Origin of the sequence: Robertmurraya massiliosenegalensis JC6, from assembly GCF_000311725.1 — a bacterium.
Taxonomy (GTDB): Bacteria; Bacillota; Bacilli; order Bacillales; family Cytobacillaceae; genus Robertmurraya; species Robertmurraya massiliosenegalensis.
The window spans coordinates 79,753-105,368 of sequence record NZ_HE978520.1 but is presented as its reverse complement, the minus strand read 5'-3'; the positions used below and the strand labels follow the sequence as shown (position 1 = coordinate 105,368).

Below are 25,616 nucleotides of genomic sequence, written 5' to 3'. Positions count from 1 at the left end.
GAAACATATTTTTAGATTCATACTATTATCGCGGGGTGGAGCAACGAGCGTTTCTTCACTGAAAAAAACTGCGAGTTGTACCGATTGAGCTACTTCTTGAGTAGGCATTCTGAAATCGGGACAGTCTTTAACCAATCTGGATGCATACGTCATACTGGATTTATACTATTATCGCGGGGTGGAGCAACGAGCGTTTCTTCACTGAAAAAAACTGCGAGTTGTACCGATTGAGTTACTTCTTGAGTAGGCATTCTGAAATCGGGACAGTCTTTAACCAATCTGGATGCATACGTCATACTGGATTTATACTATTATCGCGGGGTGGAGCAGTCTGGTAGCTCGTCGGGCTCATAACCCGAAGGTCGCAGGTTCAAATCCTGCCTCCGCAATCGTTATTTTTAGGAGAACTGTTTTCTCCTTACGTCGAAAAAGACAAAGGAAAGCTGTTTTCTCCTTACGTCGAAAAAGCTTTGGTCCGGTAGTTCAGTTGGTTAGAATGCCTGCCTGTCACGCAGGAGGTCGCGGGTTCGAGTCCCGTCCGGACCGCCATTTATGAGTGTAAACGAAACTTAGTTTCGTTTTTTTTATGTCTGCATTTTTTGCTCATTCTCCTGTTTTAAGGTAAACTACATATAGAGGAAAGTGTTTTGTTCAGCAAAAACAATAAGAATATCCTTAGGAGCAGAATCCTAAGGTTTTTTCATATATATTATGGTCCATATTTTAAATATAGATTTAGGTGATAAATGAAGATGAGTAAATACATCATTACTTCGACAAATCCTTCTGAAACGATGGAGTTGGCAAAACGTTTGGCTCGCCTTTTAAAGCCACAAGATGTGATTACGCTTGAGGGAGATTTAGGTGCAGGAAAGACGACCTTTACGAAGGGACTAGCTGAAGGCTTACATATAAAGAAGACAGTCAATAGTCCAACATTTACGATCATTAAAGAATATAAGGGGGATCTCCCACTATACCATATGGATGTTTATCGATTAGAAGGTTCTGATGAGGATTTAGGATTTGATGAATATTTTGAAGGAGATGGCGTGACGGTCGTAGAATGGGCTCACTTAATCGAAGACCAACTCCCAAATGATAGGTTAATGATTCGCTTAACCCATGAGGCAGAGGATAAGAGGTTGATTACGTTAGAGCCAAATGGTAACCGCTATGAGGAATTATGTAAGGAGTTAGGATTATGAAAGTTTTAGCCATTGATACATCAAATTATCCATTAGGAATTGCCGTTATCGATGAAGAGAAGGTAATTGGTGAATACATCACGAACGTAAAAAAGAATCATTCGATCCGTGTCATGCCGACAATTGAAACAGTATTAAAGGATTGCGATCTGACAGCAAAAGATCTCACAAAAATTGTCGTGGCGCAAGGACCAGGTTCATATACAGGTGTTAGAATAGGAGTGACCATTGCTAAAACATTAGCTTGGACATTAAATATCCCCCTTGTTGGGGTCTCTAGCTTAGAAATTCTTGCCGCCTCTGTAGGAAGATATTTTCCCGGAGCTGTGTCACCGTTATTTGATGGGAGACGTGGACAAATTTATACAGGGCTTTACCAATATGAAAATGAGGTATTAACAACTGTAAAAAAGGATCACATTCTCCAATCTCGAGACTGGGTGGAACAGTTGCGTTCTTTTTCAAAGCCCGTCCTTTTTATTGGAAATGACTTACCATTACATCGTGCAGTCATCGAAGAAGTAATGGGAGAGAAGGCATATTTTGCAGAAATAACTGAGCAAAATCCACGGCCGGCAGAATTAGCCTTTTTAGGAATGAATAAAAATGGTGTCGATATTCATTCGTTTGTCCCAAATTATGTGCGATTGGCAGAAGCAGAAGCTAAATGGATGGAAGCAAACAAAACAAAGAACTCTAACTAAGGAAGAGAGAGAATGAATAATCAACTAACATTTCGTGAGATGGTAGAAAAAGATATCGATCAAATTATGATTATCGAAAATCAATCTTTTGCGACTCCATGGAGTCGGGAATCATTTGAAAATGAGTTAACGAAAAATCGCTTTGCTTTGTATACGGTTTTAGAAGATGAAGAAGGAGTCTTCGGATATTGTGGAGTATGGATCATTATCGATGAAGCCCATATCACTAATATCGCTTTGTTGCCGAAATATCGAGGAAGAAAACTAGGGGAAGCTCTGTTAAAAAAAGTGATGGAAATTGCGAGAGAAAAAGGGGCAAAAACGATGACCCTAGAAGTTCGAGTGTCTAATCATGTAGCACAGTCTCTTTATCGAAAACTCGGATTTCAAAATGGTGGAATTCGAAAAAATTATTATACAGATAATCAAGAAGATGGATTAGTAATGTGGGTGAATTTGTAATGGAAAAGGATCAATACATTATGGGGATTGAAACGAGTTGTGATGAAACAGCTGTCGCAATCATAAAAAATGGCCGAGAAATTGTTGCCAATGTCGTTTCCTCACAAATTGAAAGTCATAAACGTTTCGGTGGAGTCGTGCCTGAAATTGCCTCAAGGCACCATGTTGAACAATTAACGATCGTTTTAGAAGAAGCGTTATTAAAAGCTAATATAGAATTTAAAGATATTGATGCAATTGCTGTAACAGAAGGTCCTGGACTTGTCGGAGCCCTTTTAATTGGAGTTAATGCAGCGAAGGCTTTAGCATTTGCTCATGGTATCCCGTTAGTACCGGTTCATCATATAGCTGGTCATATATACGCTAACCGAATCGTGACAGAGATGAAGTTTCCTCTTTTATCATTGGTTGTATCTGGTGGACATACAGAACTTGTGTATATGAAGGAGCATGGTCATTTTGAAGTAATCGGAGAAACAAGGGATGACGCAGCAGGCGAAGCCTATGATAAAGTAGCAAGAACATTAAATCTGCCATATCCAGGTGGACCACATATTGACCGGATGGCAGAGGCTGGTGAAGCGACAATTCCGTTGCCAAGAGCTTGGTTAGAAGAGGATTCCTATGATTTCAGCTTTAGTGGCTTAAAGTCAGCGGTTATTAACACTGTCCACAATGCAGAGCAACGTGGAGAAACCGTTGTCCCTGAAAATTTGGCTGCTAGTTTCCAAGAGAGTGTCATTGATGTGTTAGTGACAAAGACGTTGAAGGCGACGAAGGAATACGATGTCCAACAAGTATTATTAGCAGGTGGAGTCGCAGCTAATAAAGGATTGCGCACAAGGTTAGAAGAAGTGTTTTCCACAGAAGAAGCTGAACTAGTGATTCCCCCATTGTACTTATGTACTGACAATGCAGCAATGATTGCAGCTGCAGGAAGTATCTTTTATGGAAAAGGACAGCGGGCAGGATTGAATTTAAACGCTAATCCAGGTTTGGATATCACCATCCACAACCAATAAATTGAACCAGGACAAAATCCTCTCTTAGTAGGGGATTTTTTTGTGGATAATAACAACAATTCTGTTGATAATGTGGATAAATAATCATTTTTTTGTGGATAATGTGGAAAAGTCTGTGGAAAGCACTGATATAGGGATTTAAAATGTGGACAATTTTGTGGAAGAATAAAACCGGGATAGATCTTCTATCCCGGTACTTCAGTAGGAAAATTATTCTGCCAATTCAGTCCATTCTTCTAAAAGATGTTCTAATTGTTCTTTTGCCTGATCCGTTTCGCTGGTAAGAGTCATCACTTTTTCATGATCTTGAAAGACCTCAGGATCGCACAGTGATTGTTCGTTTTTTTCAATCATTTCTTCAAATTCTGCAATAAGCTTTTCAATCTCTTCTAATCTACGTTTTCTTTGACGTTCTATTTTTTTTGCTTCTTTATCTTGTTGATAACTTGTTTTTTCTGGCTGAACTTGTTGAAAGGTTGTGGATATCTTTTTTTGTTCTAATGCTTTTAATTCCTCTTGCTCAAGTTTCTTTTCCACATAATAATCATAGTCCCCAAGAAACTCTGTCGCTGAATTTGGACTAAGTTCGAGAACTTTTGTTGCAATCCGATTAATGAAATAGCGATCATGGGAAACAAATAGGATCGTTCCTGGGTAATCAATGAGTGAGTTTTCCAACACTTCTTTGCTGTCTAAATCGAGATGGTTTGTCGGTTCATCGAGAATTAAGAAATTCGCTTTTTTCATCATAAGTTTTGCTAGTGCAAGTCGTGCCTTCTCTCCACCACTTAAAGTAGAAACCGTCTTTAAGACATCATCCCCAGAGAAGAGGAAGTTGCCCAAAACCGTACGAATATCCTTTTCATTCATTAAAGGATAATCATCCCAAAGCTCATTTAAAACCCGTTTATTCGAAGTTAATTCAGCCTGTTCCTGATCGTAATAACCGATCGAGACACTTGAACCGAAGTGAATATCACCGGAAAGTTGTTTAAGTCGGCCAATGATCGTTTTTAAAAGCGTTGATTTGCCAATTCCGTTCGGTCCAACTAAGGCAATACTATCTCCTCTTGTGAGACGGAAAGAAAGGTTTTCACTAATCTTTTCCTCACCATAACCAATCGCTAAGGAATCTACCTTTAAAACATCATTCCCACTTTGTCTTTCGATATCAAAACCGAAGGAAGCCGATTTTTCATCGCCAAGAGGCCTGTCCATCACTTGCATCCGATCAAGTTGTTTTCTGCGGCTTTGCGCCCTTTTCGTGGTAGAGGCACGTGCTAAATTCCGCTGGATAAAATCTTGGAGTTTGGCGATTTCTTCTTGCTGCTTTTCGAATTGTTTCATTTCTCGTTCGTAGTTCAATGCTTTCTGGTCTAAATATGCACTATAGTTCCCGGTATATCTTGATATATTTAGACGCGAAATTTCATACACCTGATTGACCACTTTGTCCAAGAAGTAGCGGTCATGGGAGACGATAAGAATAGCTCCATCATAGCCTTGCAAGTAGTTTTCTAACCAAGAAAGGGTGTCGATATCCAAATGGTTCGTTGGTTCATCGAGAATCAAAATGTCAGGCTTTGTTAAGAGGAGCTTTCCTAAAGCAAGCCTCGTTTTTTGCCCGCCACTTAAGCTCGAAATCTTCGTGGAATAGTCAAACGAGTGAAAGTTCAATCCATGTAAAACAGAACGAATGTCGGACTCATATTGATACCCACCATTTTCTTTGAAAGAGACTTGAAGCTGATCATATTCTTTTAAGATTCGTTCGTACTCATTCGGGTTATTGAAAACAGCTGGATTAGACATTTTCTCTTCCAGGGTTCGTAACGATTTTTCCTGTTTCCTTAAATGTTGAAATACAGTGAGCATCTCATCCCAAATCGAATAATCCGAATCGAGACCCGTCGTTTGGGCTAAATAACCGATCTCGGCTCCCTTTGGTTTAATGATTTCGCCAGATTCGTATGAAAGCTGTCCAGCAATAATCTTTAGGAGAGTCGATTTCCCAGCACCGTTTCTTCCGACCAATGCAATTCGATCCCTTGTTTGAACTTCGAGCTTAATATTCGTTAAAATAGGGTCAGCTCCGTATGATTTTGATAATTGATTAACTTGTAATAATATCATTGCTTTCACCTCTATATGTCTACGAATAGTGTAACGTAGAAGCAAGAGAACGGCAATAAAAGAAGAAATTTCCAAAATGGCTAGAAAATTATTTGTGAAAGTGATAACAATATTTTCACAAAGATCACAAAATAGTGTATCATTTGAAGTGAGGTGTTTGATAATGGCTGAATTTACACATTTTAATGAAGAAGGCAGAGCCAAAATGGTTGATGTTAGCGATAAGAAGGAAACCGTCAGGACAGCAATTGCTAACTCCAGTATTATTGTGAATAAAGAGATTTATGAGCAAATTACGCAGCATCAAAATAAAAAAGGGGATGTTCTGGCAGTAGCACAAGTGGCAGGAATTATGGCTTGTAAAAAAACTGCAGACATCATCCCAATGTGTCATCCAATCCCATTAACTGGTGTGAATATATCATTTGAATGGGAAATAGTAGATGAAAATTATAGACTTAAGATTGCTGCATCTGTTAAAACGAAAGGGAACACAGGTGTGGAAATGGAAGCGTTAACAGCGGCATCTGTGTGTGCGTTGACAGTTTACGATATGTGTAAGGCTGTCGATAAAGGGATGATTATTGGTCAAACCTATTTAGTCGAAAAGACTGGTGGAAAAAACGGAGATTTTAAAAGAGAAAAAGAGATTAAGTAAGATCTCATTCTTTTTTAGAATATATAAGGGTGGGGGAAAATAGGATGAGTAACGATACTGTGAAAATACCTCAAGCGACAGCAAAGAGGCTACCGTTATATTATCGATTCTTGAAAAACTTGCATTCTTCAGGTAAGCAGAGGGTATCTTCAGCTGAATTGAGTGAGGCTGTGAAAGTGGATTCCGCAACGATAAGAAGAGATTTCTCCTATTTTGGAGCTTTGGGTAAAAAAGGGTACGGATATAATGTCAATTATTTGCTGACTTTTTTCCGAAAGACACTTGATCAAGATGAATTAACAAAAGTTGCCTTAATCGGTGTCGGGAACCTTGGGACAGCATTATTGAATTACAATTTTCTAAAAAATAATAATACAAAAATTGCTGTTGGTTTTGACGTTGAGGAAGCAAAGGTAGGTACATCGATTGCAGATGTTCCGATCTATCATATGGACGAGCTAGAAAAGGTTATTAGAGAAATGGGCATTTCGGTAGCGATTTTAACTGTACCAGCACAATTTGCTCAAACGATTACAGATCGGCTAATTGAGGCGGATGTAAAAGGTATTCTTAATTTCACACCTGCACGATTAACTGTACCTGCAACAACAAGAGTTCATCACATTGATTTAGCGGTTGAACTCCAATCTTTGGTCTATTTCCTTAAACATTATGGGGTAGATGAAGTAGAGGAATAAAAAGAAGGCATGAACTCTGGTTTTCACCTTGAGGTCATGCCTTTTTATACTTAGTATAGGTTCATTTTATCTGTTGGCAAAGTCATGCAACTTAGGATTCAATGTCTTTATTTATCTTTTTCCTTCTGGATTGCTTTAACTTTAAAGTGAAAGAGAATCATACGAATGCCACTTCCGAAATCGAAAGTAGCTAAAATGACAAGTAAATAGGTAAAGAATCCCCATTCATCATTTCGTTGGATATCTTGGATGGCGAAATAAGTAAACAACACCCCAAGAAAAATATATATGATCCCTGAAAACAAAGGTGTTCGTGTCATAGAAAAAGACCTCCAATAAAGCTTTGCATATTTTCTGTTTCTCTTATCATACGTTCCAGATCCTCTTTAAAAACAGATTGAACGAGGACAACAAAGGTGTTCATCGCTACATGAGCAATAATCGGGACAACAATTCGCTTTGTTTTAACATAGAGAAAAGCAAACGTAAATCCCATAGCGGAATAGAGCAATATATGCTCAATTTCGGCATGCGCTAAGGCAAAGATGACAGAACTGATAATGGCTGATAAGAAAAAGTTTAATCTCTTATAAAGTGAACCGAAAATAATTTTTCGAAAAACGATTTCTTCGAGAATAGGACCAATTACAGAACTGACGATTACAACAATCGGAAAAGATTCAATGAGAGAGAGGATTTGCTGTGTATTTTCAGAACCCATTTCTATCCCTAACCAGTTTTCGATATTGGCTGCTAATCCTTGAGCAAATAAAGCAAGAAATACACCAGCGATCGCCCAAAAGGCGGAGGCTGATACAGGAGCGGAATGTCGATAGAGGTCAGGTTGCTTCATCTCTTTACGTAAAAGGAGCAAGATCACTAACAGTGCTGCTGTAAAACTAAAGACGATCCAAATCACCGTAGCGTGAATAGCCATCTCTTCAGCACTATATCCAAGAAACATGCCACCAATTGTTAACGCAGGCACCCCGACAAAAGTTGATAGGTGCATCGTAATATAAATAATTAAAATGTACCAATATTCTTTCTTCACATTATGATTCCCCTTTTACATCTAACTAATGATGCACTAAAACTATTCTACTAATAAAATCGATAAACGTACAAACAGAAGCCTTTAAATATTTGTCATTGGATAAATTAAAAAAAGATGTACATACTTTGAAAGGTTATGTTTTCAAAGGAAAAGATATGAATTTGTGGAAAATCTATTTTGAAACTTTGTAAAAAAACATATAAAAAAGGCAAAATTTTACCTAAAATTTGCACTTGATGCTTGCAAAAAAAATGAGAATTCATTAATATAATAATTGTGTTAGCACTCAAAGAGTTCGAGTGCTAATAAAATATTACATATTATATTTGAGGAGGTTGTTTCACTTGTTAAAGCCACTAGGTGATCGCATTGTTATTGAGCTTGTTGAAACGGAAGAAAAAACTGCAAGCGGTATCGTTTTACCGGATTCAGCTAAAGAAAAACCTCAAGAAGGAAAAATTGTAGCTGTTGGTACTGGTCGTGTATTAGACAACGGTGAGCGTGTAGCTCTTGAAGTTTCAGTAGGTGATCGCATTATCTTCTCAAAATACTCTGGAACAGAAGTGAAGTACCAAGGTCAAGAGTATTTAATTTTACGTGAAAATGACATCTTAGCTATTGTAGGCGAATAAGAATTTAAAATTATGACTGTAGAAATATAAACAAAACTTAAGGAGGTTTTTTTCAAATGGCAAAAGACATTAAATTCAGTGAAGATGCTCGCCGTGCGATGCTACGCGGTGTAGACGCTCTTGCAGATGCAGTGAAAGTAACACTTGGACCTAAAGGTCGTAATGTGGTTCTTGAGAAAAAGTACGGGTCTCCATTAATCACAAATGACGGTGTAACGATTGCAAAAGAAATCGAATTAGAAGATGCTTTTGAAAACATGGGTGCAAAGCTAGTTGCGGAAGTTGCTAGCAAGACAAATGATGTTGCTGGGGACGGAACAACTACAGCTACAGTACTTGCACAAGCGATGATCCGTGAAGGTTTAAAGAATGTAACAGCTGGTGCTAACCCAATGGTTATCCGTAAAGGAATCGAAAAGGCTGTTGCTACAGCAGTGGAAGAACTAACGGCTATTTCGAAGCCAGTTGAAAATAAAGAAGCAATTGCTCAAGTTGCTGCGATTTCTTCTGCTGACGAAGAAGTAGGAAAATTAATCGCTGAAGCAATGGAGCGTGTTGGTAACGACGGCGTTATCACGATCGAAGAATCAAAAGGCTTCACTACAGAGCTTGATGTTGTTGAAGGTATGCAATTCGACCGTGGATATGCATCTCCATACATGGTTACGGATTCTGACAAAATGGAAGCTGTTCTTGAAAATCCATATGTTTTAATTACGGATAAGAAAATTAGTAACATCCAAGAAATTTTACCAGTACTTGAACAAGTAGTACAACAAGGTAAGCCATTATTATTAATTGCTGAAGATGTTGAAGGTGAAGCTCTGCCTACATTAGTGTTGAATAAGTTACGTGGTACATTCAATGCAGTAGCAGTTAAGGCTCCAGGATTTGGTGACCGTCGTAAAGCAATGCTTGAAGACATCGCTATCCTAACTGGCGGATCTGTTATTACTGAAGACCTTGGCTTAGACCTTAAGTCAGCTACTGTTGAACATCTTGGACGTGCAGCTAAAGTTGTGGTTACAAAAGAAAACACAACGATCGTAGAAGGTGCTGGAGATTCAGCACAAATCGCTTCACGTGTTGCACAAATTCGTGCTCAAATGGAAGAAACTTCTTCTGAATTTGACCGTGAAAAATTACAAGAGCGTCTTGCTAAATTAGCTGGTGGAGTTGCAGTTGTTAAAGTTGGAGCTGCTACTGAAACTGAGCTTAAAGAGCGCAAGCTACGCATTGAAGATGCATTAAACTCAACTCGCGCTGCTGTTGAAGAAGGTATCGTTTCTGGTGGTGGTGTTGCATTACTTAATGTATACAATAAAGTCGCTGCTATTCAAGCTGATGGCGATGAGCAAACAGGTGTTAACATTGTCCTACGCGCTATCGAAGAACCAGTGCGCACAATCGCTGCTAACGCTGGTCTAGAAGGCTCTGTCGTTGTTGAGCGCCTAAAGCACGAAGAAATCGGTATTGGTTTCAACGCTGCAACAAACGAGTGGGTAAACATGATCGAAGCTGGTATCGTGGACCCAACTAAAGTTACTCGTTCTGCACTACAAAACGCAGGATCTGTTGCTGCCATGTTCTTAACAACAGAAGCAGTTGTTGCTGACAAGCCAGAACCACCAGGAACTGCTCAAATGCCTGACATGAGCGGCATGGGTGGAATGGGCGGCATGATGTAATAAGCCGCTTTGAAACCTTGTTATATCAAGGAATCAGGCGTGTTACATTTGGGCAGTTCTCAAAAAATCACATGTTAATCAAAAAAGAAGCTTCTCATGAGTTCACTGAACTTTTGAGAGGCTTCTTTTTTCATTTCTTGGATTACATGGGGGTGTCTTGTAAGAAGGATAAGTACAGAAATCTCCTTTATAATAGGCGATTTAAATAAGGGAGATAATAAAGTTATTCCATATTATCTTGAGGTTTAAATCTGAGGATATCGAATCTGAAGATATTTTTCTAAACTCAACATATACAGACGGAAGTGGAGAAGAGATACATTAGGAGTTCGAAATATATGTCCATTGCTATTAGATGCTATGAATATAACAATGAGTGTACAAATGCAACTATTCTCATTAGAACTTTGATGAAATGGTCAATAATTCAAAAGAAATGTATGGAACATTAACTATGTACGGTCTTTTACTATAGGGTTGTTGGTGCATTATTAAATATTTCATTGTATTCTATGCTTAAAGGAAGAACTCACCATTCACTACTTTGACGAAGCGTTATTTTTTTACTCGAAACATGAAGTCAAGGCTGCCATCCTTTGGAATTGAAAAGTATATTGGGGTTTCACAGGAGTTTATGCAAACTTGTGGGAAACCTCTTTATTTTTGAAAAGAAACTTGTAAAATGAAGGAAACGTTGTATAAAAGAATACATAACTCTTATTGGTGAATCAAAAAAATAATGGATATGGTCATTTCTATAGAAGAAGGATTTTGTGTGACCCAGGCAAAAAAGTGGTAAAAGAGGCTGTTTTAAAACTAGAAAGAGAATAAATATCCAGAAAGGATAGAATGGCAAAAGGTGGCTTTGGATATGGCGACAAACAAGAAATTGCAAAAATGGAAAGAGGCTAAAAAGCAATGCTGTTTGAATGATATGGATATACAAATGGCTAAGGAGTTGGGGATGTCACCAAAAAGTTTAATTAAAAATATTCCTGCACCTAATCAGCGATGGAAAGCACCTGTAAAGATGTGGATTCGTGATTTATATGAAGAGAAATTTGGTCGCATACAAATCGTCAAGTCTGTTCCTAGTAACGAAATAAAAAGAAAATCCATAAAGCAAGAAAAATTAAGTGAGCTTGAAGACTAATTAATGAGGAGGATTTCCTATTTTGATGAATTCTAGCATTAATCGATTAACAGATGAAGAAATAAAAGTAATATTGAGAGCAGCTGACCCAATTATTGCAAAAGGGGGAAGAACTTTGCTTGCCAAGATTTTAAAAGGGTCTCGAGAGAAAAAAGTATTACAACTGGAGCTGGACAGCTGTCCGGTTTACGGTTACTTTAAGGATGATAAATTAGATGGTATTATGCAAAAGATTGATTGGATGATAAATTTTGATTTTTTAGATATTGAGTATTACGGTAAATTACCAATGATCATTTTTACAGAACGAGGCTGGCATATAGAGTCTGATCAAATTGCAGAGGAACTTTTTAATGAATGGAAAGAATGGATAAATAAGGGTAAGCAAAATCCTGATATGAGTTACTTAAAGGATCGAAATAGAGAAATGGTTCTTTTGCTATTAGAAAAGATTAAAGCATCCGAAAATCAAACATTTATTCCTTATTTAGAATTATGGGAAAAAGTTGATTATAAAAAGGTAAGAGATGAGATCCGTAGAACGATTCTAGTATTAAATGGAGAAATGCCGTTTGATGATTCCATAATAAAAGAAAGAGCAAAATCTATTCGTGAAGCGCTAAAGGGTTTAGAGATGCAAGATCTTCTTTTGAAATGTTGGGTATGTGGAGAGCGGTTTACTTTTACAATAGATGAGCAGAGATATTATAAAAGTAAAGGATTTAAGAATCCAAAAAGGTGCAAAGCCTGTCGTAAAGAAAAGGATGATGTATTCTTTTATTAACCATAAAGACGATATGGAAAATTATAACTAGAACAAAAGATAATGGAATTACTAAATATAACAAAGGTATTTAGTATGAAATTTTTAAATGATGAAGTAACTCAAAAATTTATAGGCTAATAGAAATAACGAAGAAGCCAATGAAAGAAACCGTAAAGTTTGAAGGAACTATCTACAGAAGTGCAGAATATTTCAATATGTAAGATGCTTATCTAGAATGATTTTGAGGTGACTTTTGAATAATTGTGAAAAGTTTTAAAGGTTTACATAGAAGCACAAGAATTTAAGGTGAAAGTACAAGGGAAACGATTAAACAAGAATTTGATGACTTTATACAGTTAGTCACAATCGAAGTAGAAGATTCATTAAACCTTTATTTAAGTACAATCAATAATAAAGAATGATTTTAGCAAAGAGGCATACAACAACGCTGCAGCGGTTTATAATCAATTGACTAACCAATGTAAATGTTTGTTTAAACCCCTAAGTTCTTAATGAACTTATACTGAAAAACCCTCTCGAAATTTCTCGAGAGGGTTTTTAAATTAAGGGGTCCATTCGCTACTTATGACCGCAGAGAGCTCCCAAATTGAATGAGCATTAGGTTCAAATACTAGATAGACACTTTTCCAATCTTCATATTCTGGTTCTTTATAAAATTCAACAATTTTTGATCCAGGGAAGGCTGTTTTTAGGCGTTCTGTAAAGTCGCTGCGTTCGGTTTGAGAGTCAAACATGGCGTTGTTGGGATTTAGGAAAGTATCGGCTTTTAAGTACCTATCCATGTAATCTTTTGGTGTATAGGCTAGTTCCATATTGGCCTCTCCATAGCCCCAAAAATACTCTGTATCATCTTCAAGTAGTGATCGGACTTCGTTTTTTTCAAAAACTTCCCCAAATTGGTCAAAGTAATCGAGTAATGATAAGAATAGCCCTTTTTCCGAGTGCACGTAAGTTGATAACACTTCCATATCTCGGTTGTGCAGGGCATTGTATATTTCTGGTGCTTTTTGTTCAACCGTTGTTTGCTCTTCGATCGTGCTCTCTTTATCCTGCTGTTCATTGCCATTAGTGGCAGGGGTTTGCTCAATTTCCGGTTCTCCTGTTTGATTTTCGTTGTTGATAAAAAAGCTTGATCCCAATATCCCAATTAAAACTATGGCGGCAGCGGACGCAATACCTACTTGTACTTTCTTCATCAGTATTTTGCTCCCTTTTTTTTGTTGTGTCTCTACATCATTTAAGGCATTCATAATGTTTTGATGCATATCGTCTTGTGTTGACTTACTCATGTTGTGAGTGGGTAATTCCCTAAGTTTATCCTCTAAATTTTTTTGATGATCCTTCATTTGAGATCCTCCTGACTAACTTGCTCCCGCAATAATTTCAATGCACGGTGATAATTTGTTCGTACCGCCGTTTCCTTCCAATCTAATATTTGGGCCGTTTCCTTAACAGATAATCCTTGAATACCCCTTAGGATTATCACTTCTCGAAATTTTTTTTTCAGTTTAGAGATTGAGAGGTAAAGTTCTTTCTGTGCTTCATTTTTTAGGAGGAGATGCTCTGGGTTTGTCAGTGTTTGTTGCTCCCAAAAACGCTCATCGAAGGGGGTGCTGCTTTTACTAATCTTTGTTTCTTTCTTTCTCGCTTCGTCTATCGCTGTATTTCGTGCAATCGTGAAAAGCCAAGTTTTGGGCGAAGCCTGATTTTTATAAGAATTAAGACCCCGTCCAGCCTTAATAAAAACTTCTTGTACTAAATCCTCCACATCTCTTGTGCCAGTGTAATAAACCAAAAAGTCGTACACATCATGGCTGTATAGGTAAAACCACTCTGAAATAATCTCTCTAACATTTGTCATAAAGTTAGGGCCCCCGATATTTGAATTCACCTTATTAGACGAGTGAGATTTTGATTTGTGTCAAGATTAAAAAGACTAACTCAAGTGCGTACAGAATTTAAGCATGTGCAAAATGAAAGCAATACCAAACTAGGAGTTGCTCCTAAAAGGAAATCCTTGTTTTTATCAAAAAAAGCAGTATTATAAGAAAAGTATCAATGAAATTTTGATGATTTTTAAGAAATGTTTCTAGAGGAAACGTTTTCGTAGTGACTATCTCAGAAATGTTGTAGGATTCTAGAGCAAAATAGATAGACAAAGTCTAAGCATTTTAGGTCAACTCATTAAGGAAGGTGAGAGAAAATGGTCTCGAAACGACAAAAAGATATTGTGTTGTCCTTAATGAAGGAGAAGGAACCAGTTACGGCCGAATGGATAGCAAAGGAACTTGGTGTGAGTGACAGAACGATTCGCACCGAGATTAAAGAACTGCAATCCCAGTCTTCGTTAGGAATAATAATTGAATCGATTCGTGGAAAAGGATATCAATTAACGATAAAGGATTTTGAAGTCTTTGAAGCAGCGTTCCATCCTCATGCCGATGATTTGATGAAAGAGCACCAAGTCGATTTTTCCGAACAGGCTAATCGAGTCTTGTATATATTAAAACGATTTTTATTAGAAAAAGAACCCATAAAATTAGAAAGTCTTGAGGAAGAATTGTTTATTTCAAAGCCAAAGCTTCAAAATGATTTAAAAATGGTCCGCGAAATATTGGAAAGCTATGATCTGAAGTTAGTATCAAGACCGCATTATGGAACGCAGGCTGAAGGTAATGAATATATGAAACGGTTATGTTTTTCAAATTATATTTTAATCCGGAATAACAATTTGAACATTGATAGTCCTTCCTTTCAACTTTTAAATGAAAAACTATTTGAGGAAATAAAAGAAACAATTATAAAAAAAGTGAACAAATATAAAATTGAGATATCCGACATTGCTCTCGAAAATCTTGCTACCCATATTACAATTGGATGTAAGAGAATTGAAGAAGGCTTTGTCATAGAATATCTTGAACACGATTTAACAGGAAAATACCCCTTTGAAAGAATAGTAGCGAATGAAATCGTTAAAGAGGTAGAAGAGTTCACAGGGTTAAAATTTCCGAAATCTGAGATTGATTATATTATTGTTCATTTGTTGGGGACAAAGTTAATTCATAAGAATACGTTAGATGAATTTGGTAAGTTTGATGAGTTAGGTACCATTATTCAGTGCATGCTGGATAGGTTGAAAACGGAATTAAATTGGGATTTTCATGATGATTCCGAGTTTATTCAAGCGTTGAGTCTGCATATTCGGCCAGCGATGAACCGATTGCGCTATAACATGAACATTCGAAATCCATTATTAGACGAAATAAAAAGGAAATATCCTAGTGCTTTTGAAGGTGCTGCTATAGCAAGCAGATGTATCGAAGAATACTTGCATATTGAGGTAGGGGAACACGAAATTGCTTATATTGCCCTGCATATTGGTGTAGCATTAGAAAGAATGAAGACAAGGCATAAAAGGACAAAGCGAGTCATTGTGGTCTGTGCGTCTGGTGTTGGAAGTGCGAAGCTTTTGTTTTATCGTCTACAAAATGAATTTAAAGACGAAATCGAAATTGTGGCGACAACGAATTATTATCAATTAAACGAATACGACCTATCTTCAATTGATTTTATCATTAGTACGATTCCGATAAAAGAAGATATAGGCGTTCCGATAAAAGTGGTGAACACCTTTTTAGGAGAAGGGGATATTGCGAATATCCGTGAGAGTTTATCGTCTGTAAAAGAGTCTGAGAAACAGAGCTATTTAGACGCATCAAGAGTGTTTATTCATAAAGACTTTCAAGATAAAGAAAGCGTCATTCATTTTCTATGTGAACAATTATATCAGCAAAAACTAGTCTCTAAAGATTATGTAAATTTGGTGTTGGAAAGGGAAGCGCTTGCCCCGACCAACTTTGGGAATCTTGTAGCCATCCCACATCCACTTACACCGGTAACGGAGGAAACATTCTGGACGGTATGTACATTAAAGAAGCCGATTGAATGGACGGATAAACATATGGTTCAATTTGTCTGTTTGTTAAATATACGAAAAGTACCTGAGGATGATCTGGAAAGAATGTATCGTAAGCTCATTGCTCTACTAGAAAACAGTGCAGCAGTCCAAAAACTTCTAAAGAGTGAATCAGCTGAAGAAATTATCCAGATTCTACAGTAGGCAATGGTTAAGACGAATATGAAAGAAATGAGGGGTATTCTAAGAGGATACCCTTTTTAGGTTTATCGGAAAAAATGACTATTTTTATGTTCATCGATTTTTCCGTTACCTAACGGAAAAATCGTTTCTGTAAAATGAAACGCTTTCAACATAAACTAAACATAGAAAGTAAATAATCATTTTATCAATTTTATCAAAATAACTTTTATCGATATAGGAGGAACTTATTTATGAATATTTTATTATGCTGTGCAGCGGGAATGAGTACAAGCTTGTTGGTGACTAAAATGGAGAAAGCAGCTGAAGTACAAGGTTTAGAAGGAAAAATTTGGGCAGTGCCAGCTAATGCAGTTAATCAACATATTGACAATGCCGATGTTCTTCTTTTAGGACCTCAAGTTCGATACCTACTAGGAAAAATGAAAACATTAGGTGATGAAAAAGGTATTCCTGTGGATGCGATCAATCCAATTCACTACGGTACGTGTAATGGGGAAGAAGTTCTCAAAACAGCGATAGATCTAGTGAATAACAAATAACAAAGGGGAAAAAGAACATGGGGAAATTCAATCGAGTTTTAGAAGAAAAAGTCATGCCTGTTGCAGCCAAAATCGGTGCACAAAGGCATTTATTGGCTCTTCGTGATGGTCTCATTGCGACGATGCCATTTATCGTCATTGGTTCATTATTCTTAATTATCGCTAACTTTCCAATTCCAGGTTATGCAGACTGGATGACTTCCATTTTTGGTCCAACTTGGTCAGCTAAATTAGGTTATCCAGTAGATGCAACCTTTAATATTATGTCCATAATTGCATCGTTCGCCGTGGCGTATCGATTAGCAGAAAGCTATAAGCTTGATGCAATGAGTGCGGGTACTATCTCGGTTTCGGCTTTCTTATTAACCACACCGTTTAGTTTTATGTATACGCCAGCTGGAGCTGAAGCAGGAATTTTAGTAACGGGTACTATTTCTAAGGCATTCTTAAGCAGTAAAGGTTTGTTTGTTGCATTACTTTTTGCCATAATATCAACTGAAATTTATCGTTGGGTCGTCAAAAAGGATATTGTCATTAAAATGCCAGCAGGTGTACCACCAAGTGTTGGTAAATCATTTGCGGCCTTAATTCCAGGGCTTATCGTTTTTCTTGTCGTTTGGGGAATCCGTTTACTTGTTGAATTAACACCATATGAAAGCATCAATGGCTTAGTTACGACTCTTTTAGGTGACCCGCTAAAAATGGTAGGTCTTACTCTAGGTGGAACCATTGTTGCTGAAATATTTGTAACAGTGCTATGGTCTACTGGTTTACACGGTACAAATATCGTTAAAAGCGTAATGGAACCAATTTGGTTTGGTGCTATGGGTGACAATATGGCTGCTTATGAAGCTGGTCAACCTGTGCCGCATATTGTAACACAACAATTTTGGGATAACTTTGTTCATATCGGTGGAACGGGTGTAACATTTGGCTTGGTTCTGGCAATGGTATTGTTTGCCAAATCCCAACAAATGAAAAGTCTTGGTCGTTTGGCATTTGGTCCGGGTATCTTTAATATTAATGAACCATTAATCTTTGGGATGCCAATTGTGTTAAACCCAATTATGATCATTCCATTCGTCGTGACGTCAGTTGTTACTGTCATTGTTACTTTCATTGGAATGGATATTGGATGGGTCGCAAAACCTGTAGGGATTGCAGTACCTTGGACGATGCCGCCAATTATCTCGGGTTATCTGGCTAGTGGCGGACAAATTTCTGGTGCGGTCATGAATATCGTGAACATTGTGATTTCATTCTTAATTTATCTTCCATTCTTCAAAATGTATGATAAGGCGAAGAAGAGGGAAGAAGATGCGATGAACATGGGTGAAGAAAAAGATGTTATCGCATAAGAAAGTGAGTAGGCATTAGTTTGACTAGTGCCTGTCTCTTTATACATCTCAGAAAAAATTGTCAGGAGAGGTGAATCTTCCTTTCCTAATATCATATGAAAGGCTGTTAATCATGAATCATTCAATCATGAACAAAGAAGAACTTTATAATCTTGCATTTCAATTAATCCTTCATGCTGGTAATGCAAAAAGCTTTGCTATGGAGGCGATGCAAGAAGCTAAAAAAGGAAATTTTGACGAAGCTGAAGCAAAACTATCCGAAGCCGATGCTGCTTTCAATGAAGCACATCATGTTCAAACAGATTTAATCCAAAAGGAAGCAGGCGGAGCGGAATTCGAAATTCCTCTTATTATGATTCATGCTCAAGACCATTTGATGACGACGTTGACCATTAAAGATTTTGCTAGAGAAATCATCGATTTGCATAAGTTGATCAAGAAGGTTTAAAACAAATCCTGCCCAATTTTTTTGGGCTTTTTTAATTCAAGATATCGTTTTTATACCATTTCATTCGTTTTCAATAGAAAGGAATTGAGCTTCAATGAAAAAAACATTCCCAGAAAATTTTTTATGGGGCGGAGCTGTAGCTGCAAACCAATATGAAGGCGGGTATAACGAAGGCGGAAGAGGACTTGCCACAAGTGACTTTATAACAAATGGTTCTGCAGATCGTCCAAGAAAAATTACGATCCAATTAAAAGATGGCACTAAAACAATGGTAAACCGACGACCTACTGGGGATCCTAAGATTGATACGATACCAGAAGGGGCATCAGGCTATATTGATGAAAATATTTATTATCCAAGCCATAAGGCGGTCGACTTTTACCACCATTATAAAGAAGATATCGCCCTTTTTGGAGAAATGGGTTTTAAAAGTTTCCGCTTATCGCTCAGTTGGTCTCGTATTTTCCCGAAAGGTGGAATTGAAGGGGAAGAACCAAATGAGGAAGGGCTAAAATTTTATGAAGATGTCTTTAAAGAGTGTAAAAAATATAATATCGAACCATTAGTCACGCTTTATCATTTTGAAACCCCTGCTTATTTAGCCGAGCATTATAATGGTTGGGGAAGTCGTGAGACCATTGATTGTTTCTTAAGAATGTGCAAAGAAGTTTTTACAAGATATAAAGATTTAGTGAAGCATTGGATTACGATTAATGAAATTAACGTTCTAAACGGCTATGCCTTTATGGGAACAAGAGAGGCTACTGCACAAGTACGTTATCAAGCCAAGCATCATATGTTTGTTGCGAGTGCCTTGGCGAATAAGCTTTGTCACGAGATTATTCCAGATGCCAGGATCGGCTGTATGGTGGCATTAAGTTGTATTTATCCAAAGGATTGTAAGCCTGACAATGTATTTGGAGCTTTAGATTATCGTAGAGGAGCTTTGATTTATTCTGATGTGATGATGCGGGGATATTATCCATCTTACGCAGACCGATTTTTTGAAGAGATGGGCGTAACGATAAATAAAGAATCAGGGGATGACGAAATACTTAAAGCAAATCCTTCCGATTTCTTAGCATTTAGTTATTATCGTAGCAGTGTATACCATACTGAAATCGTTCAGAACACCGATACAGGTGGACAAATGGGAGATATAAATCCTTTTGTAGAGAAAACGGAGTGGGGTTGGGCGATTGACCCAGTTGGGCTAAGATACACCCTATCGGAACTATATGACAGGTATCAAAAACCACTTTTTATTGTAGAAAACGGAATGGGAACGATGGATGAGCCGGATGAAAATGGCTATGTGGAAGACGATTATCGAATCGAATATTTCCGTGATCATATTGCAGAAATGAAAAAGGCGGTTACGTTAGATGGTGTTGATTTGATGGGTTACACACCGTGGGGTTGCATTGATTTGGTTTCAGCAGGAACTGGAGAGATGAAAAAACGTTACGGCTTCATATATGTAGATATGGATGATGAAGGAAATGGAACATTAAAAAGAACGAAGAAAAAATCATTTGATTGGTACAAGAAAGTGATTGCAACGAACGGAGAAGATCTTCGTTTTTAAATGGAATCAAGATTTTAAAAAAACAGGTGCTCTGCATCTGTTTTTGTTTTCATCAACATTGTTTTAAGGCAGGAAGGGGCAAGTCGCTCTCCATTCCTGCCCAGTTAACGTTCTTAAAATCCAAAAAACGATAAAATCTTTTGCCAGAAAGAAGTGGCTTCTGTTGCTTGTTCAAAGCTTGAGTTCATTTCAGTCTTATTTGCTCTGCTTTCTGGTTGTGTGCTAACTTCATCAGTAGAAGGTGTCTCTCCATTATTGTCCTCTCCCATTGTAGCCGATTCAACCTCTACCTCATTTTCTGTTGTTTCCTCAGATATGTTTTTATCAAATACGAGGACATAGGTTTTGCGATCATTTTCATAGGTGACAGCAACCGAAATAACGGTTTTAGAAGTATTACCAATGGCAACTGTGGAGCTATTTGTTGCTTCCATCCCTTCAATTGTTAGTTTAGCATCACTTTCCTCTGGATTCGCAGAGATTGTCACACTTGAAATAGTATCCTCTACTTCAATGTGATAGGTGTATACATCTTGGCTAAAAGATTTGTTCCAAGTTCCATCAGAAACAGTTAAGGAGCTAAGGTTAGCTTTTGTCTGCTCTAGTATCTCAGTATCAAACCCACTTGGCGTTGCCCTATTATTTTGTGATAGTTGTGATGAATCTGGACGTTGTGTTTGATTACGATTGATAGAATCATCGTTTTGTATAGGACGTTCCGTTTGCTCATTATTAGAGTCGCTATTCTGTGAAGGCGGTGTTCCTGTGCTCTCATTTGATTCGTTTTTTTCTTCTTCTGTTCTAGTAAACGTAATTTGGTATGTTCTCTCTGCTCCATTTTCTGCAGTTACGATGATGCTTACCTTCGTGACACCGACCGGAAGCTCGAGCGCAACCCCTTCCTCACCAACGACAGCTCCGTTAATTTTTACAGTAGATGTGGCAATAGCAACTTTTGGCTTGATTGTGACAGTAGTAATCTCAGAATCTATTTTTACGTCATAAAGAGTTACATCGGGGTCAAATGCAAGATTTCCACCCGTGATTGTTAGGTCCGCTAATTGATTATTGTCATTTTGCGCCCGCATAACTGTTAGGGTGTAAGTGTGTGTTTCAGCCCCATTGGTCACGGCAATGTAAAAATATTTTCTCCTGTTTCCAGGTCGAGAATTGTCTCGACGCCACTTTCAACTGATTCTCCGTTAATGGCTACAAATGATGACTCATCTAAGGTTTCAAATTGTAAACTCATACGATCAACGTCATTTGCTACATTTGCTGTATAAGAGCTTACATCAGGTGAAAAAGGTTGATTCAATTGAAATTCTGAAATGGATAATGATTTTAGTTGTAAGCTGTTTTCAACAATAGATATTTCTTCAGCACTTGTATGGTCAACTGAATATGGGTATATATTCGCCAATGTAATGAAGGTTCCAACGGTCACGACTTTGACCTTTTTCTTTAAGTTCATTTTAAGTCATCTCCTCGCACTTAAACCTCTGGAGTTCCCTTTTTATTTTGTCTTCTCGTTATAACAGATAGACCAATCCATGTCACAGCCAGTAAAAGGGACAAACCATCGATTATGACGCCTACTACTCCATTTTCAAGGTTTCTTAAAAAGGATGAAGAACCAGACGGTTGCTCAACACTTCTACTAAAATTAGGCATCTCACCATTTTGAGGCATCTCCGGTCTCTCTGTGCTTGAAATTGTTCCAGAAGTATCTTCAGAAGCGCCGTCTTGTGGCTCGGTGTTATTCATTTGCGGTGGCATACCACCACCAGAGTTCATTCTCTCCATACCACTCGGAAAACCTTGTTGTGAACCGGTTTGGGTATAATTAATAATTCCAACGGTGGATTGTAAAATAAGGAATACCAGTGCTAAAATACCAACCCGTTTTTTAACTTTTTTCATTTCAATCTCTCCCAACATTATGAATGGAAGCTAACCATCAAGCATTCAGTAAGATGGATAGCCATTTTATTATTCCAGGAATTTATAAATTCCCTCGACTTGTCGATTAGTGTTCGATAAAATCTTCGTCTAAACGGTAGTAGTATCGGTATAAAAACATACATGAGTTTTGACTCCCAACCCATGCATGAAAATGAATTATTTACAAAGAGAAAATAACAGGAAAAATTCCGCTTAATGAGCAACCATCATGAAAAAGAGGCGAAATAACAGGAAAAATTCCTGCTATTCCCTCGAAAAATGCCAAAATAAACGCTTTTGCCTTCCATAAGCGGAGAATCTTCCGTTATTTCTTCTAAAAGGGCCTTCATTGAGGAGATAACAGGAAAAATTCCGCTTAAGGGTGAGAGATGGTTGGATCAAATGAGACAAACCGGAAGCTTCCTACATTTTGTAGGTGCCATTTTTATTATTCCTGCCGCAATGCTTGAATGGGATCTAGCTTCGAAGCTTTATTAGCAGGGAACACGCCAAAGATAATTCCAATGGCGCAAGAAAATAAGAAAGCAATTAAGGTCACGTTTAAGGAATACGAGATCGTCATACTAGCTAATATTTCTAGTGATTTTGAAATCCCGAATCCGAAAAGTATCCCAATTAAGCCACCGATCATACTTAAAACGACCGCTTCAATAAGAAATTGCAACATGATCGACTTTCGTTTTGCTCCAATAGCTTTACGAATGCCGATTTCCTTTGTTCGTTCTGATACGGAAACAAGCATGATGTTCATAACGCCAATTCCACCAACAAGTAAGGAAATACTAGCAATCCCACCAAGCATGAGCGTCATCGTATTAGATACAGAACTCATCGTCTCCATTAAATCTTCTTGGCTTGAAATAGAGTAAGCATCACTCAAATTTGGAAATAAAGTCGTCATTACTCCCTGAATTTGTAACTTTGTAAAATTGATCGTGTCACTATTTTCTGCGTTCAAATAAACGGTCCCGATGGTTGTATCCTGAATGAGTCTTTGTGTTGTAGATAGAGGAGCAATGATGATGCTATCTCCACTTGAACCAAGAGAACTTCCCACTGATTCTAAAACTCCTATCACTTTATAGGAGACTCCATTGATTTTGACATTTTCGCCAACAGGGTTCGCTCTTGGGAATAATGTGTCCGCTGTGTCGGAGCCAAGGACAATGACCTTTTGTCTTAATTCCTGTTCCATATCTGAAATAAAGCGGCCTTGACTTAAGGTCAATCCCCTTACAGATAAATAGGATGAGGTGGTCCCAGTAATTGAAACTTGGGTCGAATTTTCACCATATTTGGCCGACACTCTTCCAGAAACAACGGGTGCCACTTCGGAAATAGCAGCTAACTCCTCAAATTTCCCAAGACCCTCTTCGTCCAACTGTACCGAGTCTGGATCTGATATATTGAGCGTTAATAGATTTGTACCGAGGCTACCAATTTCATCGGTAACAGACTTAGATGAACCTTGACCGACTCCAATCAATGTAATGACTGATGCAACCCCAATAATAATGCCAAGCATCGTTAGAAAAGAGCGAAGTTTATTGCTTTTGATACTCTTTAAAGCCATCTTGAACGATTCGATTAGGTTCAAACCAGTCACCTCCATTTTCATATAATTGACCGTCATGAATCCGCACAACCCGCTTTGCTTGTTTTGCTACGTCTAAATCATGAGTGATCAGAACAATGATGTGCCCTTTTTCGTTTAATTGTTTCAGCAACTGCAACACATCTTGACTGGTCTTGCTATCCAATGCTCCCGTCGGTTCATCAGCAAGGAGAACGGTCGGATCCCCTGCAAGGGCTCTAGCGATAGCAACTCTTTGCTGTTGCCCACCTGAGAGTTGAGTGGGTAAGTGGCCCCATCGCTCCTCAAGTCCGACCAATTTTAAACAGGATAAGGCTTTTTCTTTCCTTTCTTTTGCACTCATTCCTCTATAAATAAGTGGAAGTTCCACATTTTCGAGAGCTGTTAGTTTGTTTAAAAGGTTGAAGTTTTGAAAAATGAATCCAATTTTTACATTGCGTATTATGGCTAGTTCATTGTCATTCATTTTCGCCACATTCTTCCCATCAATGAGATATTCACCAGAGTCAGGTTTATCGAGACAGCCAATCATATTCATGAACGTAGACTTTCCCGATCCGGAAGGACCAATGATGGAGATAAAATCCCCATCATTGATGTTCAACGAAACATCTTGTAGAGCATGTATGGTCTCTCCACCTAGTTGATAAGACTTGGCTAATTTTTGAATTTCAATAACGGAATGGGACATTATTGATTCCCCCTGCCTGTGTTGCCTGGAAATCCTTGCCCTCCGCCGTCGCCGTTAGGGAATCCTTGCGCCCCACCTGGAAAGTTTTGTCCACCTTCAGCACCTGGAAAGCTTTGTCCGCTATTCCCCCCACGGAATCCTTGCCCTTCGGATGAAATCGTGACAGCTAGTTGGACAAGTTGTCCCTCTGTTAATCCAGAGACAATTTCGATATTTTGATCATCGTTAATGCCCGTCTCGACCACTTGCTGTGTCGTAGCTTCTGAATTCTCGTTTGATTCCTGTACGATCACATATTTTTCGTCCCCGTTCACTCGAACTGATTCTATCGGAACATAGAGAACAGCTTCTTTGCTTTCTGTTGTAATCGTTACTTCGGTGGACATTCCAATTAATAATTCTTTTGGATCCGTTAGCTGTACATTCACATTGAAGCTAGAAACTCCGTTCGTAGAGGTTCCTTCCTTTGAAACGGCCGTTACAGTTCCTTCAAACGTTTCATCTGGGAAAGCATCCGCCGTAATTTCCGCTGCTTGTCCTTCTTTAATACTTGTGATATCAAGCTCGTCTACACTAATGACCGTTTGAAGTGTTTTATAATCTGTGATATGTCCGACCACTTGACTTAATTGAACGCGGCTTCCATCTTCAATATCTAGTGACGTAATCGTACCAGCATGAGCTGCCGTGATGGGGTCACTTCCATCTGTAAAAGTGAGAAGTTCATCTCCTTCTTCCACCACATCATTGACCGCGACTAATACTTCATCGACAATCCCCTCAGATTCAGAAGTAATGTCTGAACTATTAATAGATGAGATCGATCCTGAACCGCTCACCTGAACTTTAATGTCTCCCTTTTGAACCGTAGTTGTCATCATTTCTTGTTCTACAGGAGCAGCTGTTTTCTTACTTTGATAAAACCAAAAACTCCCTCCTGCGATAAGAATTAAGATGACACCAATCGATATCCATTTCTTCATTGTTCTGTTCCTCCTCTATATAAATGGGAATAAATTTCTTATTCTCTTGGAATTGTAAAAGGCGAACCTTAAAAAATCCTTAAAAGATGAAAAGAGGAAATGGACATTAAAGATAAAAGGGGATGAAC

At 38.0% G+C, this 25,616-nt stretch carries 26 protein-coding genes and 2 tRNA genes; 17 read left to right on the top strand and 11 right to left on the bottom strand.

Annotated features, from left to right (window positions below):
* Window positions 1-315 precede the first annotated feature (315 nt).
* The 6 genes from BMSHG_RS24220 to tsaD all read left to right on the top strand — a co-directional run bounded on the left by BMSHG_RS24220 (window position 316) and on the right by tsaD (window position 3,396).
* Window positions 316-389, top strand: a tRNA-Met gene (locus BMSHG_RS24220).
* 83 nt (window positions 390-472) lie between these two features.
* Window positions 473-549 (top strand) — tRNA-Asp (locus tag BMSHG_RS24215).
* A 203-nt stretch (window positions 550-752) separates the two neighbouring features.
* Window positions 753-1,208, top strand: coding sequence for a tRNA (adenosine(37)-N6)-threonylcarbamoyltransferase complex ATPase subunit type 1 TsaE (tsaE, locus tag BMSHG_RS24210; protein WP_019157052.1), 456 nt, complete (start codon window positions 753-755; stop codon window positions 1,206-1,208).
* Window positions 1,205-1,912, top strand: a complete 708-nt coding sequence (gene tsaB, locus BMSHG_RS24205) for a tRNA (adenosine(37)-N6)-threonylcarbamoyltransferase complex dimerization subunit type 1 TsaB (protein ID WP_019157051.1) — start codon at window positions 1,205-1,207, stop codon at window positions 1,910-1,912. The genes tsaE and tsaB overlap by 4 nt, the downstream gene beginning before the upstream one ends.
* 12 nt (window positions 1,913-1,924) lie before the next feature.
* A complete protein-coding gene (gene rimI, locus BMSHG_RS24200) occupies window positions 1,925-2,374 on the top strand; it encodes a ribosomal protein S18-alanine N-acetyltransferase (RefSeq protein ID WP_019157050.1) in 450 nt (149 codons plus the stop codon).
* Window positions 2,374-3,396 (top strand): tRNA (adenosine(37)-N6)-threonylcarbamoyltransferase complex transferase subunit TsaD, encoded by a 1,023-nt coding sequence (tsaD, locus tag BMSHG_RS24195; RefSeq protein ID WP_019157049.1) that lies wholly within the window; start codon window positions 2,374-2,376, stop codon window positions 3,394-3,396. Before rimI ends, tsaD begins: the two co-directional genes overlap by 1 nt.
* 210 nt (window positions 3,397-3,606) lie before the next feature.
* Here tsaD and abc-f read toward each other — a convergent pair whose 3' ends face one another.
* Window positions 3,607-5,529 carry a ribosomal protection-like ABC-F family protein gene (abc-f, locus tag BMSHG_RS24190; RefSeq protein WP_019157048.1) on the bottom strand — a complete coding sequence of 641 codons (1,923 nt, stop codon included), beginning with the start codon at window positions 5,527-5,529 and terminating at the stop codon, window positions 3,607-3,609.
* A 163-nt stretch (window positions 5,530-5,692) separates the two neighbouring features.
* Between abc-f and moaC the strand changes: the two genes are divergently transcribed.
* Window positions 5,693-6,187 carry a cyclic pyranopterin monophosphate synthase MoaC gene (moaC, locus tag BMSHG_RS24185; protein ID WP_019157047.1) on the top strand — a complete coding sequence of 165 codons (495 nt, stop codon included), beginning with the start codon at window positions 5,693-5,695 and terminating at the stop codon, window positions 6,185-6,187.
* A gap of 44 nt (window positions 6,188-6,231) precedes the next feature.
* Window positions 6,232-6,885 carry a redox-sensing transcriptional repressor Rex gene (locus tag BMSHG_RS24180; RefSeq protein ID WP_019157046.1) on the top strand — a complete coding sequence of 218 codons (654 nt, stop codon included), beginning with the start codon at window positions 6,232-6,234 and terminating at the stop codon, window positions 6,883-6,885.
* 107 nt (window positions 6,886-6,992) lie between these two features.
* Here BMSHG_RS24180 and BMSHG_RS24175 read toward each other — a convergent pair whose 3' ends face one another.
* Window positions 6,993-7,205 (bottom strand): YdiK family protein, encoded by a 213-nt coding sequence (locus tag BMSHG_RS24175; RefSeq protein ID WP_019157045.1) that lies wholly within the window; start codon window positions 7,203-7,205, stop codon window positions 6,993-6,995.
* Window positions 7,202-7,939, bottom strand: a complete 738-nt coding sequence (locus tag BMSHG_RS24170; RefSeq protein ID WP_019157044.1) for a CPBP family intramembrane glutamic endopeptidase — start codon at window positions 7,937-7,939, stop codon at window positions 7,202-7,204. Before BMSHG_RS24170 ends, BMSHG_RS24175 begins: the two co-directional genes overlap by 4 nt.
* Window positions 7,940-8,286: 347 nt before the next feature.
* On the opposite strand from BMSHG_RS24170, the gene groES reads away from it, so the two are divergent.
* The 4 genes from groES to BMSHG_RS24150 all read left to right on the top strand — a co-directional run bounded on the left by groES (window position 8,287) and on the right by BMSHG_RS24150 (window position 12,199).
* Window positions 8,287-8,574: a co-chaperone GroES gene (groES, locus tag BMSHG_RS24165; protein ID WP_019157043.1), complete on the top strand. Its 288-nt coding sequence runs from the start codon at window positions 8,287-8,289 to the stop codon at window positions 8,572-8,574.
* A gap of 56 nt (window positions 8,575-8,630) precedes the next feature.
* Window positions 8,631-10,262, top strand: coding sequence for a chaperonin GroEL (groL, locus tag BMSHG_RS24160; RefSeq protein ID WP_019157042.1), 1,632 nt, complete (start codon window positions 8,631-8,633; stop codon window positions 10,260-10,262).
* 871 nt (window positions 10,263-11,133) lie between these two features.
* Entirely contained in the window at window positions 11,134-11,415 is a 282-nt protein-coding gene (locus BMSHG_RS24155) for a hypothetical protein (protein WP_019157041.1), read from the top strand.
* A 25-nt stretch (window positions 11,416-11,440) separates the two neighbouring features.
* The gene (locus tag BMSHG_RS24150; RefSeq protein ID WP_051030979.1) at window positions 11,441-12,199 is read left to right on the top strand and encodes an RQC-minor-1 family DNA-binding protein; all 759 of its coding nucleotides are present in this window, start codon (window positions 11,441-11,443) and stop codon (window positions 12,197-12,199) included.
* Window positions 12,200-12,744: 545 nt separating this feature from the next.
* Here BMSHG_RS24150 and BMSHG_RS24145 read toward each other — a convergent pair.
* Both BMSHG_RS24145 and BMSHG_RS24140 read right to left on the bottom strand, forming a co-directional pair.
* The gene (locus BMSHG_RS24145; RefSeq protein ID WP_019157039.1) at window positions 12,745-13,548 is read right to left on the bottom strand and encodes a hypothetical protein; all 804 of its coding nucleotides are present in this window, start codon (window positions 13,546-13,548) and stop codon (window positions 12,745-12,747) included.
* Window positions 13,545-14,063: an RNA polymerase sigma factor gene (locus tag BMSHG_RS24140; RefSeq protein WP_019157038.1), complete on the bottom strand. Its 519-nt coding sequence runs from the start codon at window positions 14,061-14,063 to the stop codon at window positions 13,545-13,547. The genes BMSHG_RS24145 and BMSHG_RS24140 overlap by 4 nt, the downstream gene beginning before the upstream one ends.
* A gap of 342 nt (window positions 14,064-14,405) precedes the next feature.
* On the opposite strand from BMSHG_RS24140, the gene BMSHG_RS24135 reads away from it, so the two are divergent.
* The 5 genes from BMSHG_RS24135 to BMSHG_RS24115 all read left to right on the top strand — a co-directional run bounded on the left by BMSHG_RS24135 (window position 14,406) and on the right by BMSHG_RS24115 (window position 20,255).
* On the top strand, window positions 14,406-16,322 hold the full coding sequence (locus tag BMSHG_RS24135) for a BglG family transcription antiterminator (protein ID WP_019157037.1): 1,917 nt from the start codon (window positions 14,406-14,408) through the stop codon (window positions 16,320-16,322).
* A 230-nt stretch (window positions 16,323-16,552) separates the two neighbouring features.
* Window positions 16,553-16,861, top strand: a complete 309-nt coding sequence (locus BMSHG_RS24130) for a PTS sugar transporter subunit IIB (protein WP_019157036.1) — start codon at window positions 16,553-16,555, stop codon at window positions 16,859-16,861.
* Between the two features lie 17 nt (window positions 16,862-16,878).
* Window positions 16,879-18,219, top strand: coding sequence for a PTS cellobiose transporter subunit IIC (celB, locus tag BMSHG_RS24125; RefSeq protein WP_019157035.1), 1,341 nt, complete (start codon window positions 16,879-16,881; stop codon window positions 18,217-18,219).
* A gap of 112 nt (window positions 18,220-18,331) precedes the next feature.
* The gene (locus tag BMSHG_RS24120; protein WP_316245692.1) at window positions 18,332-18,667 is read left to right on the top strand and encodes a PTS lactose/cellobiose transporter subunit IIA; all 336 of its coding nucleotides are present in this window, start codon (window positions 18,332-18,334) and stop codon (window positions 18,665-18,667) included.
* 94 nt (window positions 18,668-18,761) lie between these two features.
* Entirely contained in the window at window positions 18,762-20,255 is a 1,494-nt protein-coding gene (locus BMSHG_RS24115) for a family 1 glycosylhydrolase (protein ID WP_019157033.1), read from the top strand.
* Window positions 20,256-20,368: 113 nt separating this feature from the next.
* Here the strand turns inward: BMSHG_RS24115 and BMSHG_RS24110 are convergent, their stop codons facing one another.
* The 6 genes from BMSHG_RS24110 to BMSHG_RS24085 form a co-directional block, all read right to left on the bottom strand.
* Window positions 20,369-21,343, bottom strand: a complete 975-nt coding sequence (locus BMSHG_RS24110) for a cadherin-like beta sandwich domain-containing protein (RefSeq protein ID WP_148347034.1) — start codon at window positions 21,341-21,343, stop codon at window positions 20,369-20,371.
* A 38-nt stretch (window positions 21,344-21,381) separates the two neighbouring features.
* Window positions 21,382-21,729 carry a cadherin-like beta sandwich domain-containing protein gene (locus BMSHG_RS24105; RefSeq protein WP_019157031.1) on the bottom strand — a complete coding sequence of 116 codons (348 nt, stop codon included), beginning with the start codon at window positions 21,727-21,729 and terminating at the stop codon, window positions 21,382-21,384.
* Between the two features lie 20 nt (window positions 21,730-21,749).
* Entirely contained in the window at window positions 21,750-22,178 is a 429-nt protein-coding gene (locus BMSHG_RS24100) for a hypothetical protein (RefSeq protein WP_019157030.1), read from the bottom strand.
* A gap of 469 nt (window positions 22,179-22,647) precedes the next feature.
* Window positions 22,648-23,826, bottom strand: a complete 1,179-nt coding sequence (locus tag BMSHG_RS24095; RefSeq protein WP_316245693.1) for an ABC transporter permease — start codon at window positions 23,824-23,826, stop codon at window positions 22,648-22,650.
* Complete coding sequence (locus tag BMSHG_RS26910) at window positions 23,765-24,505, bottom strand: ABC transporter ATP-binding protein (RefSeq protein WP_019157028.1); 741 nt, start codon at window positions 24,503-24,505, stop codon at window positions 23,765-23,767. The genes BMSHG_RS24095 and BMSHG_RS26910 overlap by 62 nt, the downstream gene beginning before the upstream one ends.
* The gene (locus BMSHG_RS24085; RefSeq protein WP_019157027.1) at window positions 24,505-25,488 is read right to left on the bottom strand and encodes an efflux RND transporter periplasmic adaptor subunit; all 984 of its coding nucleotides are present in this window, start codon (window positions 25,486-25,488) and stop codon (window positions 24,505-24,507) included. Before BMSHG_RS24085 ends, BMSHG_RS26910 begins: the two co-directional genes overlap by 1 nt.
* Window positions 25,489-25,616 lie beyond the last annotated feature (128 nt).

What these genes read in the sequence shown, in the direction of transcription:
- BMSHG_RS24105 (WP_019157031.1), bottom strand. Translation starts at nt 21,729, where the DNA reads ATGAACTTAAAGAAAAAGGTCAAAGTCGTGACCGTTGGAACCTTCATT.
- BMSHG_RS24180 (WP_019157046.1), top strand. Translation starts at nt 6,232, where the DNA reads ATGAGTAACGATACTGTGAAAATACCTCAAGCGACAGCAAAGAGGCTA.
- BMSHG_RS24130 (WP_019157036.1), top strand. Translation starts at nt 16,553, where the DNA reads ATGAATATTTTATTATGCTGTGCAGCGGGAATGAGTACAAGCTTGTTG.
- abc-f (WP_019157048.1), bottom strand. Translation starts at nt 5,529, where the DNA reads ATGATATTATTACAAGTTAATCAATTATCAAAATCATACGGAGCTGAC.
- BMSHG_RS24150 (WP_051030979.1), top strand. Translation starts at nt 11,441, where the DNA reads ATGAATTCTAGCATTAATCGATTAACAGATGAAGAAATAAAAGTAATA.
- BMSHG_RS24140 (WP_019157038.1), bottom strand. Translation starts at nt 14,063, where the DNA reads ATGACAAATGTTAGAGAGATTATTTCAGAGTGGTTTTACCTATACAGC.
- BMSHG_RS24100 (WP_019157030.1), bottom strand. Translation starts at nt 22,178, where the DNA reads ATGAAAAAAGTTAAAAAACGGGTTGGTATTTTAGCACTGGTATTCCTT.
- BMSHG_RS24110 (WP_148347034.1), bottom strand. Translation starts at nt 21,343, where the DNA reads ATGCGGGCGCAAAATGACAATAATCAATTAGCGGACCTAACAATCACG.
- groL (WP_019157042.1), top strand. Translation starts at nt 8,631, where the DNA reads ATGGCAAAAGACATTAAATTCAGTGAAGATGCTCGCCGTGCGATGCTA.
- BMSHG_RS26910 (WP_019157028.1), bottom strand. Translation starts at nt 24,505, where the DNA reads ATGTCCCATTCCGTTATTGAAATTCAAAAATTAGCCAAGTCTTATCAA.
- BMSHG_RS24175 (WP_019157045.1), bottom strand. Translation starts at nt 7,205, where the DNA reads ATGACACGAACACCTTTGTTTTCAGGGATCATATATATTTTTCTTGGG.
- BMSHG_RS24145 (WP_019157039.1), bottom strand. Translation starts at nt 13,548, where the DNA reads ATGAAGGATCATCAAAAAAATTTAGAGGATAAACTTAGGGAATTACCC.
- tsaB (WP_019157051.1), top strand. Translation starts at nt 1,205, where the DNA reads ATGAAAGTTTTAGCCATTGATACATCAAATTATCCATTAGGAATTGCC.
- moaC (WP_019157047.1), top strand. Translation starts at nt 5,693, where the DNA reads ATGGCTGAATTTACACATTTTAATGAAGAAGGCAGAGCCAAAATGGTT.
- BMSHG_RS24115 (WP_019157033.1), top strand. Translation starts at nt 18,762, where the DNA reads ATGAAAAAAACATTCCCAGAAAATTTTTTATGGGGCGGAGCTGTAGCT.
- BMSHG_RS24135 (WP_019157037.1), top strand. Translation starts at nt 14,406, where the DNA reads ATGGTCTCGAAACGACAAAAAGATATTGTGTTGTCCTTAATGAAGGAG.
- tsaE (WP_019157052.1), top strand. Translation starts at nt 753, where the DNA reads ATGAGTAAATACATCATTACTTCGACAAATCCTTCTGAAACGATGGAG.
- BMSHG_RS24085 (WP_019157027.1), bottom strand. Translation starts at nt 25,488, where the DNA reads ATGAAGAAATGGATATCGATTGGTGTCATCTTAATTCTTATCGCAGGA.
- tsaD (WP_019157049.1), top strand. Translation starts at nt 2,374, where the DNA reads ATGGAAAAGGATCAATACATTATGGGGATTGAAACGAGTTGTGATGAA.
- rimI (WP_019157050.1), top strand. Translation starts at nt 1,925, where the DNA reads ATGAATAATCAACTAACATTTCGTGAGATGGTAGAAAAAGATATCGAT.
- BMSHG_RS24155 (WP_019157041.1), top strand. Translation starts at nt 11,134, where the DNA reads ATGGCGACAAACAAGAAATTGCAAAAATGGAAAGAGGCTAAAAAGCAA.
- celB (WP_019157035.1), top strand. Translation starts at nt 16,879, where the DNA reads ATGGGGAAATTCAATCGAGTTTTAGAAGAAAAAGTCATGCCTGTTGCA.
- BMSHG_RS24120 (WP_316245692.1), top strand. Translation starts at nt 18,332, where the DNA reads ATGAATCATTCAATCATGAACAAAGAAGAACTTTATAATCTTGCATTT.